Here is a 16,270-nt window from a genome sequence, read left to right as displayed (position 1 = left end):
TCTCATCCTCTTATATTGAGTGCTATGCTGTTGTTAGGATTAATTTTTAAGCAGATTGCGTAGTGCTCAACAGATGTATTTTATTGCCACTTATATTAACAGTGGCTCTGTAAATGGCGTTTAAGCCAACTTATTTAAATCCTAAATTATTTATATGGTGCAAAGCCAATTTGCGCTACCTATTACTGTTTTTTGTACTCTCTAGTGGTGTGCTTGCAAGCCGACTAACTATTCAATTTAATACCTTTATTGAGCTGATGGGTCAAAAATATGGACCTGCGCGAGCGGCTGTTGCACGTAACTGGCAAAGTATGTTGGTACAAACTCAAAACAAACCAGAGCAACAACAAATTCTTATTGTTAATGATTTTTTTGCGCGTAATTTACGCTATCAAACTGATATTTTGCTATGGAAACAAAGCGATTATTGGGCAACCCCTTTAGAAACGTTAGGCAGAGGCTTAGGTGATTGTGAAGATTACGCAATAGCAAAGTATATAAGCTTGAGAGCCCTAGGGGTGAGCGACGACAAGTTACGTCTTATTTATGTAAAAGCAAAAATTGCGGGCACTAACAAAACGCAAGCACATATGGTGTTAGGTTATTTTGCTACACCAAACGCTCAGCCACTTATTTTAGACAGTTTAATAACAAAGGTTTTACCTGCTGCAAAACGTGTAGATTTAAGCCCTGTTTTTAGCTTTAACAGCCAAGGTTTATGGGCTAATAATTCAACCAAAAGTGTAGCCAGCCCAACAGCAAGACTTTCACGCTGGCGTAAAATTTTGGAGCAGACAACCAAAGAAGGAGTTATGTGGTAATGGCATCATTTTCCTTATCTAAGTACCTTAAAAAACGAAAAATAACACTCAGGCAAGAGCTGTGGATTGCATTATTAATTGTTATTTTTGTAGGCTTTATAAGTAGTGTTTTAATTAGCACTAATTCGGCTAAAAGTTATTTTTCGACCCAGCTGTACTTAAAAAATGTAGATAACGCCAGTTCACTCGCGTTAATGATCAGCCAATTAGACAAAGACCCCGTTGAGCTTGAGTTATTAGTATCGGCCACATTTGATACCGGTCACTATAAGCGAATCGAACTACAAAACCCTAATGGTGAGGTGATTGTTAAACGCACGTTTACCGATGAGCTTAAAGCGACGGCTCCGCAGTGGTTTAGAGCAATGTATGGATTAAATGTACAGCCAGGGGTTGGGCAAGTAAATGATGGTTGGCAGCAGTTTGGTACTTTGTTTATAGAAAGTCATAGTCAATATGCTGAGCAAGCCTTATGGGAAAGTGCGCTTAAACTATTTTTTAGTTTTTTAATTGTCGCTTTTTTTGCTTGTATAGTTAGTGCTTACTTTTTAAGTAGGATATTAAAACCGCTAGATGATGTTGTGTATCAGGCTAATGCATTTGGTGAAAAACGTTTTATTAAATCCACCGTCCCTCGTACATTTGAATTTGCACGATTAGTGCAGTCTATGAACCAATTATCTACCCGTTTTAGCCGTATTATTAAAGAAGATAATAAACGTTTAGAAGAGCTTAGATTTAAATCGCAACACGATGAGCTAACTGGTTTAGCAAATAGAGAATACTTTGGTGCAACGCTTGAGGCTCACTTACAAAAATCGAAAGATCATGCCCATGGTGCTTTGTTTTTATTTAGGGTTGTAAACCTCGATCGCGTAAGTGAGGAAGTGGGACGAGTAGAAATGGTTAACTTTCTACGTCGATTTTCACAGATGTTGGTTAGCTTCTTAGAGAGCAACCAAGAACACTTTTCTGAAAATTACATTGCACGTATTTCTCACAGCGATTTTACCGTTTTATTTAGTGATATTGATGATATTCAAGCAATCAGTGAACGTATTTTATTGATGCATCAATCGTTTGTTGAAGAGTATAAAAACGTTAAGCTAGCGATACCTCACAGCTGTACTTATATTCAAAAAGACGACACGCGATTTGATGTATTAAAGCGTGCGGATGAACTTTTAAAATCATCGGGTAAACAATCTGATGTACAAGCAAAAGTAGCTCAGATCAAGCAAGAAAGTGAGCTGTTTGATAATGCAACTAGCTGGAAAAATGCCATAGAAGAGGCACTCAATAATAATAATTTAGAAATAAATACTTACCCAGTAACTAGCTTTACAGGGCAGGTAATGCAAAATCAATTAGGGTTGAGCCTAAAGCTTGGTGGGCAAGTATACCGTGCTAGTTACTACTACCAGTGGGCTAACCGATTAAAGTTATTAGCGCGTTTAGATTGGGGTTTAATTAAGGCGTTGGTGGCTCATTATAGTATTGAGCCACCAAGTGAACTGATTTCGGTTGAATTATCTGCTCAAACGCTACTTGATGATGCTGCACTTGCTTCGATTCTTACGTACCTTTCGGCGTTTCCTGACTTAGCCTCTAAAATTTGTTTTGATATTCGTGAAAGTATTGCCGTTAGCGAAATTGAGATATTTAAAGATTTTTGTGAGCAGGCTCGATGTATGGGCGCTAAGGTAGCATTAAAACGTGTGGGCCCTGAATTTACTAAAATTAATAAAATTCAGGAATTTGGTCTTGAAATGATTAAGGTTGATAGCGTTTACGGACACAATATTAGTTACAGCCAAGATAACCAAACATTTCTGCGAGGAGTGTGTACGTTAGCGCATTCTATTGGTATTAAAGTGGTGGCTCAAGGTGTAACAAGCCAAGATGATATAGATACGCTTATTAACTTAGGTTTTGATGGGGTTATTAAAGAGTAAGTAATAGGCATTAACTGTGCGGTTAATGCCCTTTTACAACTAACATTAATTGAATACGGTCGCGAACTTTTAGCTTATTAAATATAGAGCTCATATGCTCTTTAATTGTGCGTTCTGTAATATTTAAAGATTCTGCAGCTTGCTTATTAGTTGCACCTGTTACAACAATATCAACTACTTGACGTTCTCGCTTTGTGAGTACATCAAGCTCGCATGTGCTCGCATATTTAAACTGTGTATTTGATAAAGCTCCTACTAAGTTAGATAGTAATTGCCCTGGTAACCATATTCCGCCAGCACAAATTGTTTCAAGTACTTGTTCAATAATTACTTTAGTAGCGAGTGCTTCTACGTACCCCCTAGCTCCTGCTTCAAGCGCAGCTCTTAGTTGATTTATTTCTAGTTCGTTGGTCATAACAATAACGAGTAAACGTTGTTGCGAATACTTTTTAACGAGCTCAAGCCAGTTAGGTGTGCCGGCCAAAACCCAAATAATACTTGATGCCGTGACTCTGTTTGGTTCTTTTGTGAATATCAAACAACCAGGAAACGCTGTATGCCAGTGTTTCGATTCAAATTCAGGCTGTGTAATAAAAATACTTTGGCGCATTACTTCTCCATTTATAAAATGTTTTAACGCTCTGTCATTGCTTGCGATGTAGCTCTAAGAACCGGTTTTAAAATATACTCAAGTACGGTTTTTTTACCGGTAATAATATCCACTTGAGTGGTCATTCCTGGAATAATAGTTAGTTCTTTTGAAAAATTATTTTTGGTGGTTTTTAGTTGCACCAAATAAAAGGTATTCTCGCGGTCATCTGTAATTGTATCGGCGCTAATATGTAATACTTCGGCTTCAAGGCCACCATATACGGCAAAGTCGTAGGCACTAAATTTTATCATTGCAGATTGCCCAGGGCGTAAAAATGCAATGTCTTTAGGCGGGATTTTTGCCTCTACTACAAGTTGATCGTCAAGCGGGACAATTTCCATAACATCACTACCGGGCTGTAAAATACCGCCAACAGTATTAACTAATAACCGCTGTACAGTGCCTTTAACAGGAGAGCGTATTTCAGTTTGAGTTACTTTATCGGCCAAGCCAGATTCAGTTTCTTTAATTGAGTCCAGTCGCAGTAGCGCTTCGGAGAGTTCATTGTTCCAGCGGTTAATCATAACGAGCTCAACTTCGGTTACCTTATTTTTAGCTTCGTTAATGGCCGAAAGACTCCTATTTATAACTGCTTTGGTTCTGTTTATCTCGCCGTTTAAATCAACTATTTGACGCTCTAAACGAATAATATCTATATCCGAAATAGCACCGGTGCGTAACAATGGGCGGGTCACTTTAAGCTCCCTGTTTGTTAAGCGTAGCGCGCTGGTATGCTGCTGAAGTGCCGCTTTTGCTTCAATATAATCTTGGTGTCGCTGCTCTAGTTGGCGTTTGTGTATACTTACCTGTTGCTCCAACTCTTGGCTGTTACTCAAATAAAGAGAGCGTTCGTGTTGAACCACCTGAGGTGCATTTTTTATAACATCTTCGTTAAATACGAGCTCCTTTTTTTGAGTGAGCGCTCTGAGCCTCGCAACTTTTGCACTTAACGATTCAACCTTGGATTGATTTTCTCTAAAGCTAGAAATAAAGCGGGTAGGGTCTATTTTAATGAGTACATCCCCCTCGTTTACTATTTGGCCTTCTCGGACATTTATTTTTTCGACCATACCGCCGTCATAAGATTGAATAAGCTGTAATTTATTAGAGGGAATAACACGGCCCTCGCCACGAGCAACTTCATCCAAATTAGCAAAGCCAGACCACACAATAAGGCATATAAACGTTAAACAAATTAGATAAAGTAGTAACCTAGCGCTTGCTGGTTCCTGCTGCATTTTTTCCCACTGTGCATCTACTACCCAGTCTTGAGTATTTGGCGGTGAAATCCATCCTTTAAATAGTTTATTAAATACGGATGGCTTACCTTGTTTTCTTGCTTCTATTGCTTTGCTAACAGATTCAAAAGAGCGTTGTTCAAGTGGTTTTTTGTTATCACTCATGAGGCTTGCTCCACGGTTTTATTATTTAACGCCGCAATTACTTTTTGTTTTGGTCCATCAGCAACTACTTTTCCGTTATCTAAAACTATAATACGGTCAACAAGCTCGAGTAATGATGAGCGATGAGTCACTACAATTAGGGTTTTATCTTTAGAATAATTTTTTAAATTGTTAATAATTTTACTTTCACTATTGTGATCTAGCGATGAAGTTGGCTCATCTAGTAATAGTATTGGTGGGTCGTTAATTATGGCTCTTGCCATACCTACAGCTTGGCGTTGCCCTCCTGATAATTGGCGGCCTTGCTCGCCTACTTGTAGATCAAATCCGTCTGGGTGCGAATTAATTAAATCAAATAATTGGCTTCGCTCACAGGCTTCAATAATTTGCTCGTCTTTGGCATGCCAAGCGCTTATCGTAAGGTTGTCTTTTAAGGTCCCATAAAACAGGGCAACGGTTTGCGGTACATAACCAATATTATGGCGAAGCTCTGCAGGGTCAATTTGATGTATATCGTTATTGTCCATCAAAATTGCTCCTGAACAGGGTTCGTATAGCCCTAAAATAAGCTTTTCTAATGTACTTTTACCTGAGCCATTACGTCCTAAAATAGCGACTTTTTCACCTGCTTTAATTTTAAAACTAACGCCGTTGAGTGCATTATGAGATTCGTCAGAGTATTTAAAACAGACGTCTTTAAATTCTATATCACCTTTTAAAATTGGGTGGCTTAGCCAGTGCTTACCCGGTGGACGTTCAACCTCTTTTTCCATAATTTCGTTCAGTGATTGCATTGCTATTGCCGCGTGATGATACTGCGCTAATACGGCGGCTGACTGCCCAATAGGGCCCATAGCACGAGATGATAATAAGTAAGCTGCAATTAATCCGCCTTGAGTTAGCTCACCTTCAATAACGAGGTGTACGCCTATTATCATTATTATCACGCCTACACATTGCTGTATCCACGATGCTGTATTTGATATGGAGCTTGAAACGAGTCGGCTTTGTGCATTTACTTGCGCAATGTAAATGGTCGACTTTTCCCATACAGATTGTGTTTTACACTCTGAGTGAAAGCTTTTTACATCTTCAATGTTGGTTAAACTTTCTACTAATACTGCATTTCGCATTGAGCTTGCTTTCATTGTTTGCTCTGAAAGGGCTTCAAGTTTGCGGTGTGCGGCTATAGCGTAAGCTAATAATATAAGTGCGCCCGCTATAATGGGTAAACTTAGAGGTACGCCAATAATGGCGATAACAATTAAATATAAAACTACGAATGGTAAGTCGACTAATGCGACAAGCGTTATGGAGCTAAAAAAGTTACGTACAGCTTCAAATGATTGAATATTGCTAGCAAAGGAGCCAGCTGATGATGGACGGTTTTTTAGTTTCATACCTAATACCCGCTCCATAATTACAGCCGATACTTTTACATCTATTCTGCTTGCAGCAAGCTCTACAAAATAGCCTCTTACTAAGCGTAAAACAAAGTCAGCAGTGAGTGCTATCAAAATACCAATGGCAAGTACCCAAAGGGTTTCTGTTGCATGGTTGGGCACTACGCGGTCATATACATTCATTACAAATAAAGGCATGGCAACCGACAAAAAGCCCAACGCAATAGCTGAAATGATTACGTCTTTATAAAGTGAGCGGCACTCTTTAATTACTCCCCAAAACCATCCGTCTTTTGATAGTTTTTCAAGTACAGGTGTTCGCTCATCAAATGCAAATTCTGGTTGTGCATAAATAATTAAACCAACACTGTTGCCTGCTAATTCATCAATGCTTTGTTCGATAACTGATTCGGTAAGCTCTGGGTAAATTACACTCACCAACTGCTTATCGTAATCAATAGAATTAATAACACAGGCTTGATTGTCTTTTAAAATTAAGATGGCAGGTAGCAGTGCTGTATTAATTTTTTGTAGTGGCTTATTAACTACTTTCGATTTAAAGCCAATGCGCTTAGCTGCGCGCGAAAAACCTGATGGAGTAAGATTTCCATCAGTTAGAGGAAGTCCATTTAATAGTGCTTCTCTTGAAAACTCTTTATCATGATGGCGGCATAAAACTGCTAGGCAGTCAACGAGTATGCCACCATGATCAAGTACATCGTTTAATTCCATAAACCATCCAATGTTATGTAGAACTGCATGCGGTTGTTACTACTAAACCTAAACTCGAGAAATAAATTTAGCTTAAATATTTCAAGCCGAGTTTAGGGTCTGTTGATCTTTCAGGTTAAATTTGCAGCAGTCTGTTTGGTATTTAGGCAAGGCAGAGCCTATGCAGTGTGGTTATTCCCCATAAATGGGTGATAACGTAGCATTAATGCCAAACAGGCGCTGCCCAAAGGGTTCTTCCTAGGGGCTATTTACTCTTTGTTGCTCGGTTTTTACTTAGCCCACTAGGTTACAAATCTCGCGCCGCGATTAAACAGCCCCTAGTTTGAACAAATTTTAATCCGCAAAGATCAACAGACCCTAGTTATTTACATAACGTTAATTGACTTAGCTATCAGTAATTACAGCTTCGATACGTCGATTCGCAGCATTTGCTCTTACTGATATTTCGTTTACTCGAGGTTGATCAATACCGTACCCGAACGATTTAACACGTTTTGGTTTTATATCGAATTGTTTAATTAGAATTTCAGCAACGGCAAACGCACGTTTTTCAGATAGTTTGCGGTTATATGTTCGATCTCCATCTAGAGAAGCATGACCTTGTATTTCAACCTGCTTATTTGGGTTTTCTTTTAAAAAATCTGCAAGCCGACTAATTTCTTGAATATATTGAGACCTTACATCGCTTGAGTCAGCAGAAAAAGGGATACCAATCTCTATATTCGAGGTTGATGCGCTATAAATTGTACAGCCAGATAAATCAACATTAGTTGACAGCGGCGTACTCGGACAAGTGTCTTGCTCGTTTGGTACGCCGTCACCATCATCATCTAAAAAGCTACTTTGTGTAGTGTCGGTTTCCAACGGTATATCTAAGTACCTTGGCATAGCGGTTACACTCATGTAGGCATTATCTTGCTTCGCTTTTTTTTGTAGAAATGCCTTGCGGCTAAAGGTGGTTGCTACATCGTAACTCGGACAAATATTTTGTGCGTTATGCACAATAGGATCGTCAGTTAGCTCTTTTAATGTAGGGTATTTACCTGACATTACGTCAAGTGCTGGCAATAATTTCCCCATTTCTTTTAGCATAGTTAAAATAGCCGATTGGCGGTCGTATAGCGCAACTATGTATGAACGTGTTGATTGGAACGATTCGTTTTCGGCATCAAGTACGTCTAGTAGAGTTCGTTGGCCTATATCAAATTGATCTTTATATGCAATTTTAACTTTAGTTGATGATTCGCGGTGTTGATTAAGCGCTGGCAACTTTTGCTCTAGTATAGTGACGTTGTAGTAGGCAATTTGCAGACTTTGACGAATATCAATACAGGCTTGATCTCGTTGATATTTTGCAATGTTTATATCTTGATAAGCTTGTTCTAAATTAGCGCTATCAAGACCACCGTTATACAAGTTATAACTAATATCTATGCCGACTCGCGCTTCTGTTCTGGTTTCATTTTGACCAAGCTCATCTCTATCTTGGCTACCGTAGCGGGCAGATAAATCTACGTTAGGATGAAAGGCCGCTTTTTGTGCTTTGGCGTTCGCCTTTTGCGCTTCAATATTATACAAAGAGGCATAAAATGAAGGGCTGTTTTTGTAGGCGACGTCTAGCGCTTGGTTAACCGAAATTGGTATATTGTTTTCATCAAGGTCAGCTTGCTTTATATCGTTCATAGGTAGCTCACCTACAACTCTTAGGTAGCGAGCGCTTACATCATGTAAATTTGAGTACTCCGTTAATACATTAGATTGCGCTAGAGATAAACGGCCACTAATTTGTTCTAGGTCTGCTGCGCGCGCTACACCGGCGCTTACGCTTTGCTCTATTTGTTGGTATACAGACTCGTGCTCTTGTAAATTAGCTTCTGCAAGTTGTACTAACTCTTTGAATTTTTGTACGTCAAGTAGTGCAATCGAGGCTTCAAGTGCTGTTTGTTCTGTTTGAGAAATAAGCTCAAAGTACCTAATAAGTTGAATACGTTTAAAACGGTCAACTGTATTAGATGTTCTAAAACCGTCATAAAGCATTTGAGTAACGCTTAATTCGGCTGTATTACGGTTATATTCTTCTTCAATACCGTAATTTCTTCTTTCATATCCTGCACTTGCTGATACATCAACACTTGGTAAATAACCTGAACGGGCAGCATCCACTCCATAAATAGAAGATTTAAAAGCATGCCATGCTTCTTGTACTTCAGGATTGTTTTCAATCGCTTTACTTGAGACGTATGTAAGTGGCATTGCTGATTGTTCGTTTGCATGCACGTAGTTTGATAAAGTTACGGCTGTAATCGCTAATCCGATTAACATAGTCCCTTGATGCTTTTTAAAAGTGTTTTTTATAATCATTTCTTCCTCTTAGATCCTGTTAAGACCGAAAATACTCTTTTAAATATTTAGTAAAGGAGTGCTAATTTTGCAAGTAATCTTTTCGGGTAGCATGAAAAAAAATTTCTACCACTTTTTTGTTGATTTTTTATTTTTGAATTTTTCTTCTAAACCTGTACTTGAGTCCAGTATCTATGTGCTTTTTTTGTTCTACCTTTAATTTATTAGATTGTTATTTTAAAAAGTTTGAGGGTACCTAAATGGAAGCAAATCAACTTGTAGCTATTGATATTCAGGGTTCGGCGGGTGTTGTGTTGGATGATGGATCAATAAGAGCGTTAAACGTTGGTGACATTATTACCGTAGGTGATTTAGTTGTTACTGCTATTAAGTCGTCGTTACAAATAGATGTGCAAGGTGAAACCTTATCTATACCCGCAAATCAAAAGGTAAAAATAACACCAGACCTATTAGCTAAAGAAGCAAGAGACTCTAGCGAAACAACTGTTTTTGATGAAAGTTTAGATGAAGCAATCGCAAGCTTAGATTTAGGTACAGAACAAGACTCATCAACGGCGGCTAATTCAGATGTAACAGATTTTTTAGATGCATTAGAGGGTGATGGGGACATTTTAGATAATTTAGAGGCAACAGCCGCTGGTGGCGGTAATGCAGCTGGTGCAGATGGAGGTAGTTCGTTTGTACAGTTAACCCGAATTTCTGAAAGTGTTGATCCTAGTAGTGTTACTTTTGATTCTTCTTTTGATCAAAGCGCTACTGAAGCTTTTAATTTAAGAGATACCTCTGATGGTATTGTGCCTGACGCAACTTCGGCTTCTATTTCACTTAATGAGCTGGGCGTTACTAATTCATCACAACCAACAATTACCGGTACGAGTGAAAACTTAATTGGCGAAACGGTTAATGTAACGGTAACTGATGTTGATGGAAATTCTCAAGTAGTTAGTGTTGTGATTGGCCCTGATGGTACCTTTGAAATAACCCTACCAACTCCAGTTGCGGATGGTCCTGTGACCGTTGTTGTTGAGGCGACAGATCCTGTTGGCACCCCTATAAACGACACTATTTTTATAGAAATTGATACAACACCTCCGCTTATTGCTATTGATCCTGTTGCCGATTCTGCTTCGCAAACAGTGACAATAACAGGGACTGTATCTGGGTTGAACACTGGTGATAATGTGTCGGTCACGTTAACGGATAGTGCAGGTACGGTACAAACAATTGTTACTCAGGTTGATGCACTAGGAAATTGGGTTATTACTACTACCTCACCTTTATCTGAAGGAGAGTTTAACGTAAGCGCAGTGGTGATTGATGCCGCTGGAAATCAAGCTGTAGATCAAGCTTTAGCGAATGTAGATTTAACTGCTCCGGTAATCACAGTAAATGTAACTGATGAAACAAATAACGCAACACCACCACTTTTTGGAACAACAAATGGGGTTCCTGAAGGCACGCAAGTAACAATTACTGTTACAGATAGTGCAGGACAAATACAAACATTAACAGCGGTTACTCAAGCCGATGGAAGCTGGAGTGTAGAAGTTGGGACTCCTTTACCTGAAGGTGATTTTACAGTTGATGCACAAGTAAGCGACAGTGTAGGAAACTTAGCATTAGCAAGTGATTCAGGAGTAGTTGATTTAACGGCGCCTACGGTACAAATTAATAATATTAACGACACTCAAGACACCACGCCAACTATTACAGGTAACGCGCAAGATGTACCTGCTGGCTCTATTATTAGTGTGGTTATTACCGATTTTAATGGTCAAACTCAAACATTATTAACCCAAACTAACGCTGATGGTGATTGGTCTATTGACGTAACTACGCCATTGGCTGAAGGGCAGTTTGAGGTTGATGCAAGTGTAAGCGATGCTGCAGGTAATCAAGCCCAAGCAAATAACCAAGGTGTTGTTGATTTAACAAATCCAGATATTACCGTTACTGCAATTGCTGATACTAACGATACTACACCAACATTTGTAGGTAGGGTAGAAGACGCTCCAGCGGGCTCTGTAATTACAGTATTAGTAACCGATATAAACGGTAGCGTACAAACTTTAACTACTTTATTAAATGAAGATGGCACATGGAGTGTTGATGCTAATGAAATCTTGCCAGGTGGTGAGTTTACAGCAACTGCGTCAGTAACCGATGCTGCGGGTAATGAGGCTACTGCGCAAACAAACGGCGAAATAACGTTTGCTCCTATTTCAATTCAAATCGATGCAATTGCTAATACTAACGATACCACTCCATTTTTAAGTGGTAACACCGGTAATGTGCCTGCAGGTACTACCATTACTTTAACTATTACGGCAAGCGATGGCAGTACATTTACATTACTAGCAGTGACGCAAGCAGATGGTTCATGGACTGCACAAGTAACAACTCCTCTGCCTGAGGGCGACTTTACTGTAGTTGCAGCGGTTATAGATGACTCGGGCAATGAAGCGCAAGCAAGTGCAGTAGGTAATGTTGATTTAACGGTAAGCATTAATTTTATTATTGATACTAACGATACAACACCAACAATTAGCGGCTCTACCCAAGACGTAGAACCTGGTGCGTTAGTAACCGTTACATTTACAGGAAGCGATGGCGTAGCAGAAACCGTGCAAGTAGTTACAGGTGCTGACGGAAGTTGGTCTGTTGAGGCAAGTAATGAATTGGTTGAAGGTCAGTTTAGTGTAATTGCAACAGTGACTGATGCTGCAGGTAATACAGCTTCTGCAAGTGAAACTGGAGAGATTGATTTAACCGATCCTGCAATCACGATTAATCCTATTGAGGATACGAATGATGTAACCCCATCTGTAAGCGGTAATGTAATTGATGTACCTGCAGGGACCGAAGTTACATTAGTAATAACTGACAGTGAAGGTAATGAACAAACACTTACAACAACTACAAATACAGATGGTACATATACAGCGGATATTATTGCAGATCTCAGTGAAGGTGATTTCACAGTAACAGCAAGTGTTAGCGACACTGCAGGCAATAGCAGTACGGCAACTGTTACAGGTACGGTCGATTTAACCGCACCAAGTGTCACTATCAACAATATTGCTGATACAAACGATACAACACCTACTCTTACCGGCTCTACTCAAGGTTTAGCATCGGGCAGTGAAGTAACTTTAATTGTTACCGATAGTCTAGGAGCAGAGCAACAGTTAGTGACTACTATAAGTGCTGATGGTACTTGGAATATTGAGATTTCAACTGCTTTAAGTGAGGGGGATTTTACCGTAACTGCTAATGTATCTGATAATGCAGGTAACGCAGCTCAAGATTCACAACTAGGCACAGTTGATACCACCCCTCCTTTAGTTGCAATAAATGACTTTGCTGATTCAAACGATACAACGCCTACATTTAGCGGAACAACAAGTGATGTAGCTCCGGGTAGCCTTGTTAGTGTTTTAGTTACTGATGCAAATGGTGAGTCTCAAACATTGACGGCGGTTGTGTCAGAAGATGGAACTTGGCAAGTTGGTGCAACTCAAGCTGTTGCTGAAGGCGACTTTACAATTACGGCAACAGTAACAGACGCTGCAGGTAATGAAGCAAGCGATACCGGTACTGGAACAATTGATTTATCAGCTCCAATTATAGCAATTAATGTAATCCCAGATAGCGCCGATACTACTCCAACAATTTCAGGTTCAGTACAAAATGTGCCAGCTGGAACAACGGTTACATTAATATTGACGGATGCTGGTGGTAATACACAAACAATTACAACACAAACGCTAGCTGATGGTAGCTGGACAGCTGATGCTATTAATGAGTTAGTTGAAGGTGACTTTAGCGTTAATGCCATCGTTAGCGATGAAGCAGGTAATCAAAGTGAAACCTCAGCACAAGGAACTATCGATAATACCGCACCAACTATTACGATTGATGCACTCGCTGATAGCAATGATACAACACCGACAATTTCTGGCACTGCAACGGGCGAGCCAGAGGGCACCGTTGTTACTATTACCGTGACTGATGAAGCAGGTAACCCACAAATAATCACCACTGAAGTACAAGCTGATGGCACCTTTAGTGTTGATGTACCGAACGAATTAAGTGAAGGCGAATTTACTGTTGAAGTATCGGTTACAGATACTGCAGGGAATGAAACTACCGCAACAACAACAGGCGAAGTTGATACTGCCGCGCCAACAGTTATTATTGACCCTGTAGGTGATACTAACGACACCACACCAACTATTTCAGGCACCGCGACGGGTGAGCCAGAAGGCACGGTTGTTACTATTACCGTGACTGATGAAGCAGGTAATCCACAAATAATTACTACTGAAGTACAAGCCGATGGCACCTTCAGTGTAGATGTGCCGAACGAATTAAGTGAAGGCGAATTTACTGTTGAAGTATCGGTTACTGATACCGCGGGTAATGAAACCACAGCCACAACAACGGGAGAAGTTGATACCACAGCGCCAATAGTTACTATTAATGCGCTAGGCGATACGAGTGATACAACACCAACTATTTCAGGCACAGCTAGCGGTGAGCCAGCTGGTTCAACCGTAACTTTAACAGTGACCGATGCTAACGGTATAGTACAAATAATTACAGCAGAAGTAATTGCAGATGGAAGTTGGACTGTAGAAGTGTCCGCGGCTTTAGCTGAAGGAAGTTACTCTGTAGATGCAAGTATTAGTGATAGCGCTGGTAATGAAGGTACAGCAAGTGCTTCAGGCACAATTGATACAAGCGCATTGACCATTACCATTGATATTATTGGCGAAACTAACGATCAAACACCTCAAATAAATGGTGATACTTTTAATGCACAAGCTGGCTCTCAAGTTGAAGTTCAGATCACTGACTCAGCGGGTGCAATAATTACTTTAACCACAGTTGTTGATGAAAACGGTCTTTGGAGTGTTACTCCGCCTGCAAATTTAGCTGAGGGCACCATTTTAATTAGTGCAACAGTAACAGACATAGGTGGTGGAACGGCTAATGCAGAGCTTGATGCTGTAATTGATATTACGCCTCCAACAATACAAGTAAATGAACTAGAGACAAGTAATGATACAACACCGGTTATTTCTGGTAACACAACTGACGTAGCTTCAGGCACAGTTATAAATTTAACGGTTACTGATTCTCAAGGAGTTGTTCGCACATTTAGCACAACAACAGATGCCGATGGTAATTGGAGTGTTGAACTTTCTCAAGAGTTGGCCTCGGGCGATTATTCTGTAGAAGCTGAAGTATCTGATGCTGCAGGAAATAGCGCTTCAACTACGGCTACCGGTAATATAGACACATCAGGACCTAGCTTAACCGTTGACTTTGAAGCTGTAACCAACGACTCAACGCCTACTATTTCAGGCACTAGTGATGCAGACGTTGGTACCAGTATCACGGTTGTTATTACAGATGAAAATGGAGTTGAACAAACACTTACCACTACAGTTGATACAAATGGTAACTGGGAAGTAATTCCACAAGCAGATTTAAATGAAGGTGATAACACCATAGAAGTGAGTGTATCTGATGAAGCAGGAAATACGACAACAGTTACAGATACAATTACGTTAGACACACAAGCGCCAATACTCACCATTCAAAATGTAGGTGATATCAGCGATTTAACACCAGAGCTGCAAGGCACCAGTAATGAAATTGGTGGCACCGTTACACTCACCATCACCGACAGCCAAGGCGCTGTGCAAACCATTGAGACCGTTATAGGCAGCGATGGACATTGGGCAATCGAAGTATCGACAGCCCTTGCACAAGGTGAGTTTAGCGTTGTTGCCAGCATTACTGATGCTGCAGGCAACGAGAGCACAGCAAACAGCAGTGGCAATGTGGATACCATTACACCGGTTGTCACCGTTGATGCACTGGGCTTAGGTAACGACAGCACTCCAGTGATTAGTGGTACCTCAACAGAGCCTGCAGGCACTGTTGTAAACATTGTTATTACCGACAGCAACGGTGATGAACACCCAATTACCGCTACTGTGGATGCAAATGGCGATTGGCAAGCAACCAGCCCTGAATTACCGGATGGCAGCTACAGCGTGCAAGCCAGTATCACCGATGATGCAGGCAACACAGGTGGCGCAATTCAATCAGGCACTCTTGATACCTTAGCACCGACATTAACACTGGATACCGTGGGCGCTACGAACGACAGCACTCCAGCAATCAGCGGAAGCAGCAATGCTCCAGCGGGCACAGTGATAAACATCAGCGTAAGCGACGGCACCACAACCGAAACGTTCACCGCGACAGTACAAGCCGATGGCAGTTGGTCAGCAGATGTGCCGACAGCATTAGCTGATGGAGAGCTTACTATTGAAGCCAGCGTGAGCGATAACGCCGGAAACACCACCACATTAAGTGAAACCGCAACACTCAACACCACGGCCCCAAGCATCAGTATTAATGCATTGGTTGATACCAACGACACCACCCCAACCATTAATGGTACAAGCGATGCGGCCGATGACACCACCATTAGCTTAACGTTTGAAGACAGTGCAGGGAATATTACGACTGTTGATACGACCGTAACGGGTGGTGTATGGAGCGTCGATGCACCAAGCGTGCTAGCCGAAGGCGAATATACTGTCACCGCAGAGGTAGACGATGGCCTAGGTAATATCGGCAGCGCCACAGAAGCAGGCGAGATTGACTTAACCGCACCAAGCCTTGTTATTGTAGACAATGGTGTTAGCAATGACACGACACCGACTATCTCGGGTACCAGCGATGCACCGCAAGGCAGTGAAGTCACTATTATTGTGACAGACAGTGCCGGTGCACAGCAAACCATTACCGCGACAGTTGGCGGAAGTGGCGCGTGGTCAGTCCCTGTTACGACAGCCCTTGCAGAAGGTAACTTCACCGTAAGTNGACAGCCCTTGCAGAAGGTAACTTCACCGTAAGTGCA

General features: G+C 40.8%; 7 protein-coding genes. 3 read left to right on the top strand and 4 right to left on the bottom strand.

The window, feature by feature from the left end; genetic code table 11:
• Nucleotides 1-113: 113 nt before the first annotated feature.
• Together I6F45_RS10085 and I6F45_RS10080 are read left to right on the top strand one after the other, a co-directional pair.
• Nucleotides 114-821, top strand: coding sequence for a transglutaminase-like cysteine peptidase (locus I6F45_RS10085; RefSeq protein ID WP_197118692.1), 708 nt, complete (start codon nt 114-116; stop codon nt 819-821).
• Nucleotides 821-2,776 (top strand): bifunctional diguanylate cyclase/phosphodiesterase, encoded by a 1,956-nt coding sequence (locus tag I6F45_RS10080; RefSeq protein ID WP_197160387.1) that lies wholly within the window; start codon nt 821-823, stop codon nt 2,774-2,776. Before I6F45_RS10085 ends, I6F45_RS10080 begins: the two co-directional genes overlap by 1 nt.
• A gap of 22 nt (nt 2,777-2,798) precedes the next feature.
• On the opposite strand, the gene I6F45_RS10075 is transcribed toward I6F45_RS10080, so the two are convergent.
• The 4 genes from I6F45_RS10075 to I6F45_RS10060 all read right to left on the bottom strand — a co-directional run bounded on the left by I6F45_RS10075 (nt 2,799) and on the right by I6F45_RS10060 (nt 9,327).
• On the bottom strand, nt 2,799-3,386 hold the full coding sequence (locus I6F45_RS10075; RefSeq protein ID WP_197160385.1) for a response regulator transcription factor: 588 nt from the start codon (nt 3,384-3,386) through the stop codon (nt 2,799-2,801).
• Between the two features lie 23 nt (nt 3,387-3,409).
• On the bottom strand, nt 3,410-4,831 hold the full coding sequence (locus tag I6F45_RS10070; protein WP_024608819.1) for an HlyD family type I secretion periplasmic adaptor subunit: 1,422 nt from the start codon (nt 4,829-4,831) through the stop codon (nt 3,410-3,412).
• Entirely contained in the window at nt 4,828-6,966 is a 2,139-nt protein-coding gene (locus I6F45_RS10065; protein WP_024593177.1) for a type I secretion system permease/ATPase, read from the bottom strand. Before I6F45_RS10065 ends, I6F45_RS10070 begins: the two co-directional genes overlap by 4 nt.
• A gap of 384 nt (nt 6,967-7,350) precedes the next feature.
• Entirely contained in the window at nt 7,351-9,327 is a 1,977-nt protein-coding gene (locus I6F45_RS10060; protein ID WP_197140059.1) for a TolC family outer membrane protein, read from the bottom strand.
• A 239-nt stretch (nt 9,328-9,566) separates the two neighbouring features.
• Between I6F45_RS10060 and I6F45_RS10055 the strand changes: the two genes are divergently transcribed.
• Nucleotides 9,567-16,265, top strand: coding sequence for an Ig-like domain-containing protein (locus I6F45_RS10055; RefSeq protein WP_197160383.1), 6,699 nt, complete (start codon nt 9,567-9,569; stop codon nt 16,263-16,265).
• Nucleotides 16,266-16,270 lie beyond the last annotated feature (5 nt).

Origin of the sequence: Pseudoalteromonas sp. SWYJZ19 (assembly GCF_015864375.1) — a bacterium.
GTDB lineage: Bacteria > Pseudomonadota > Gammaproteobacteria > Enterobacterales > Alteromonadaceae > Pseudoalteromonas > Pseudoalteromonas arctica.
The sequence above is the reverse complement of the archived record's forward strand: the minus strand, read 5'-3'. Positions and strand labels throughout refer to the sequence as shown.

Bases quoted from the DNA above. Each gene is read 5' to 3' on its own strand.
- I6F45_RS10060 (WP_197140059.1), bottom strand. From the start codon at position 9,327: ATGATTATAAAAAACACTTTTAAAAAGCATCAAGGGACTATGTTAATC.
- I6F45_RS10070 (WP_024608819.1), bottom strand. From the start codon at position 4,831: ATGAGTGATAACAAAAAACCACTTGAACAACGCTCTTTTGAATCTGTT.
- I6F45_RS10080 (WP_197160387.1), top strand. From the start codon at position 821: ATGGCATCATTTTCCTTATCTAAGTACCTTAAAAAACGAAAAATAACA.
- I6F45_RS10075 (WP_197160385.1), bottom strand. From the start codon at position 3,386: ATGCGCCAAAGTATTTTTATTACACAGCCTGAATTTGAATCGAAACAC.
- I6F45_RS10065 (WP_024593177.1), bottom strand. From the start codon at position 6,966: ATGGAATTAAACGATGTACTTGATCATGGTGGCATACTCGTTGACTGC.
- I6F45_RS10085 (WP_197118692.1), top strand. From the start codon at position 114: ATGGCGTTTAAGCCAACTTATTTAAATCCTAAATTATTTATATGGTGC.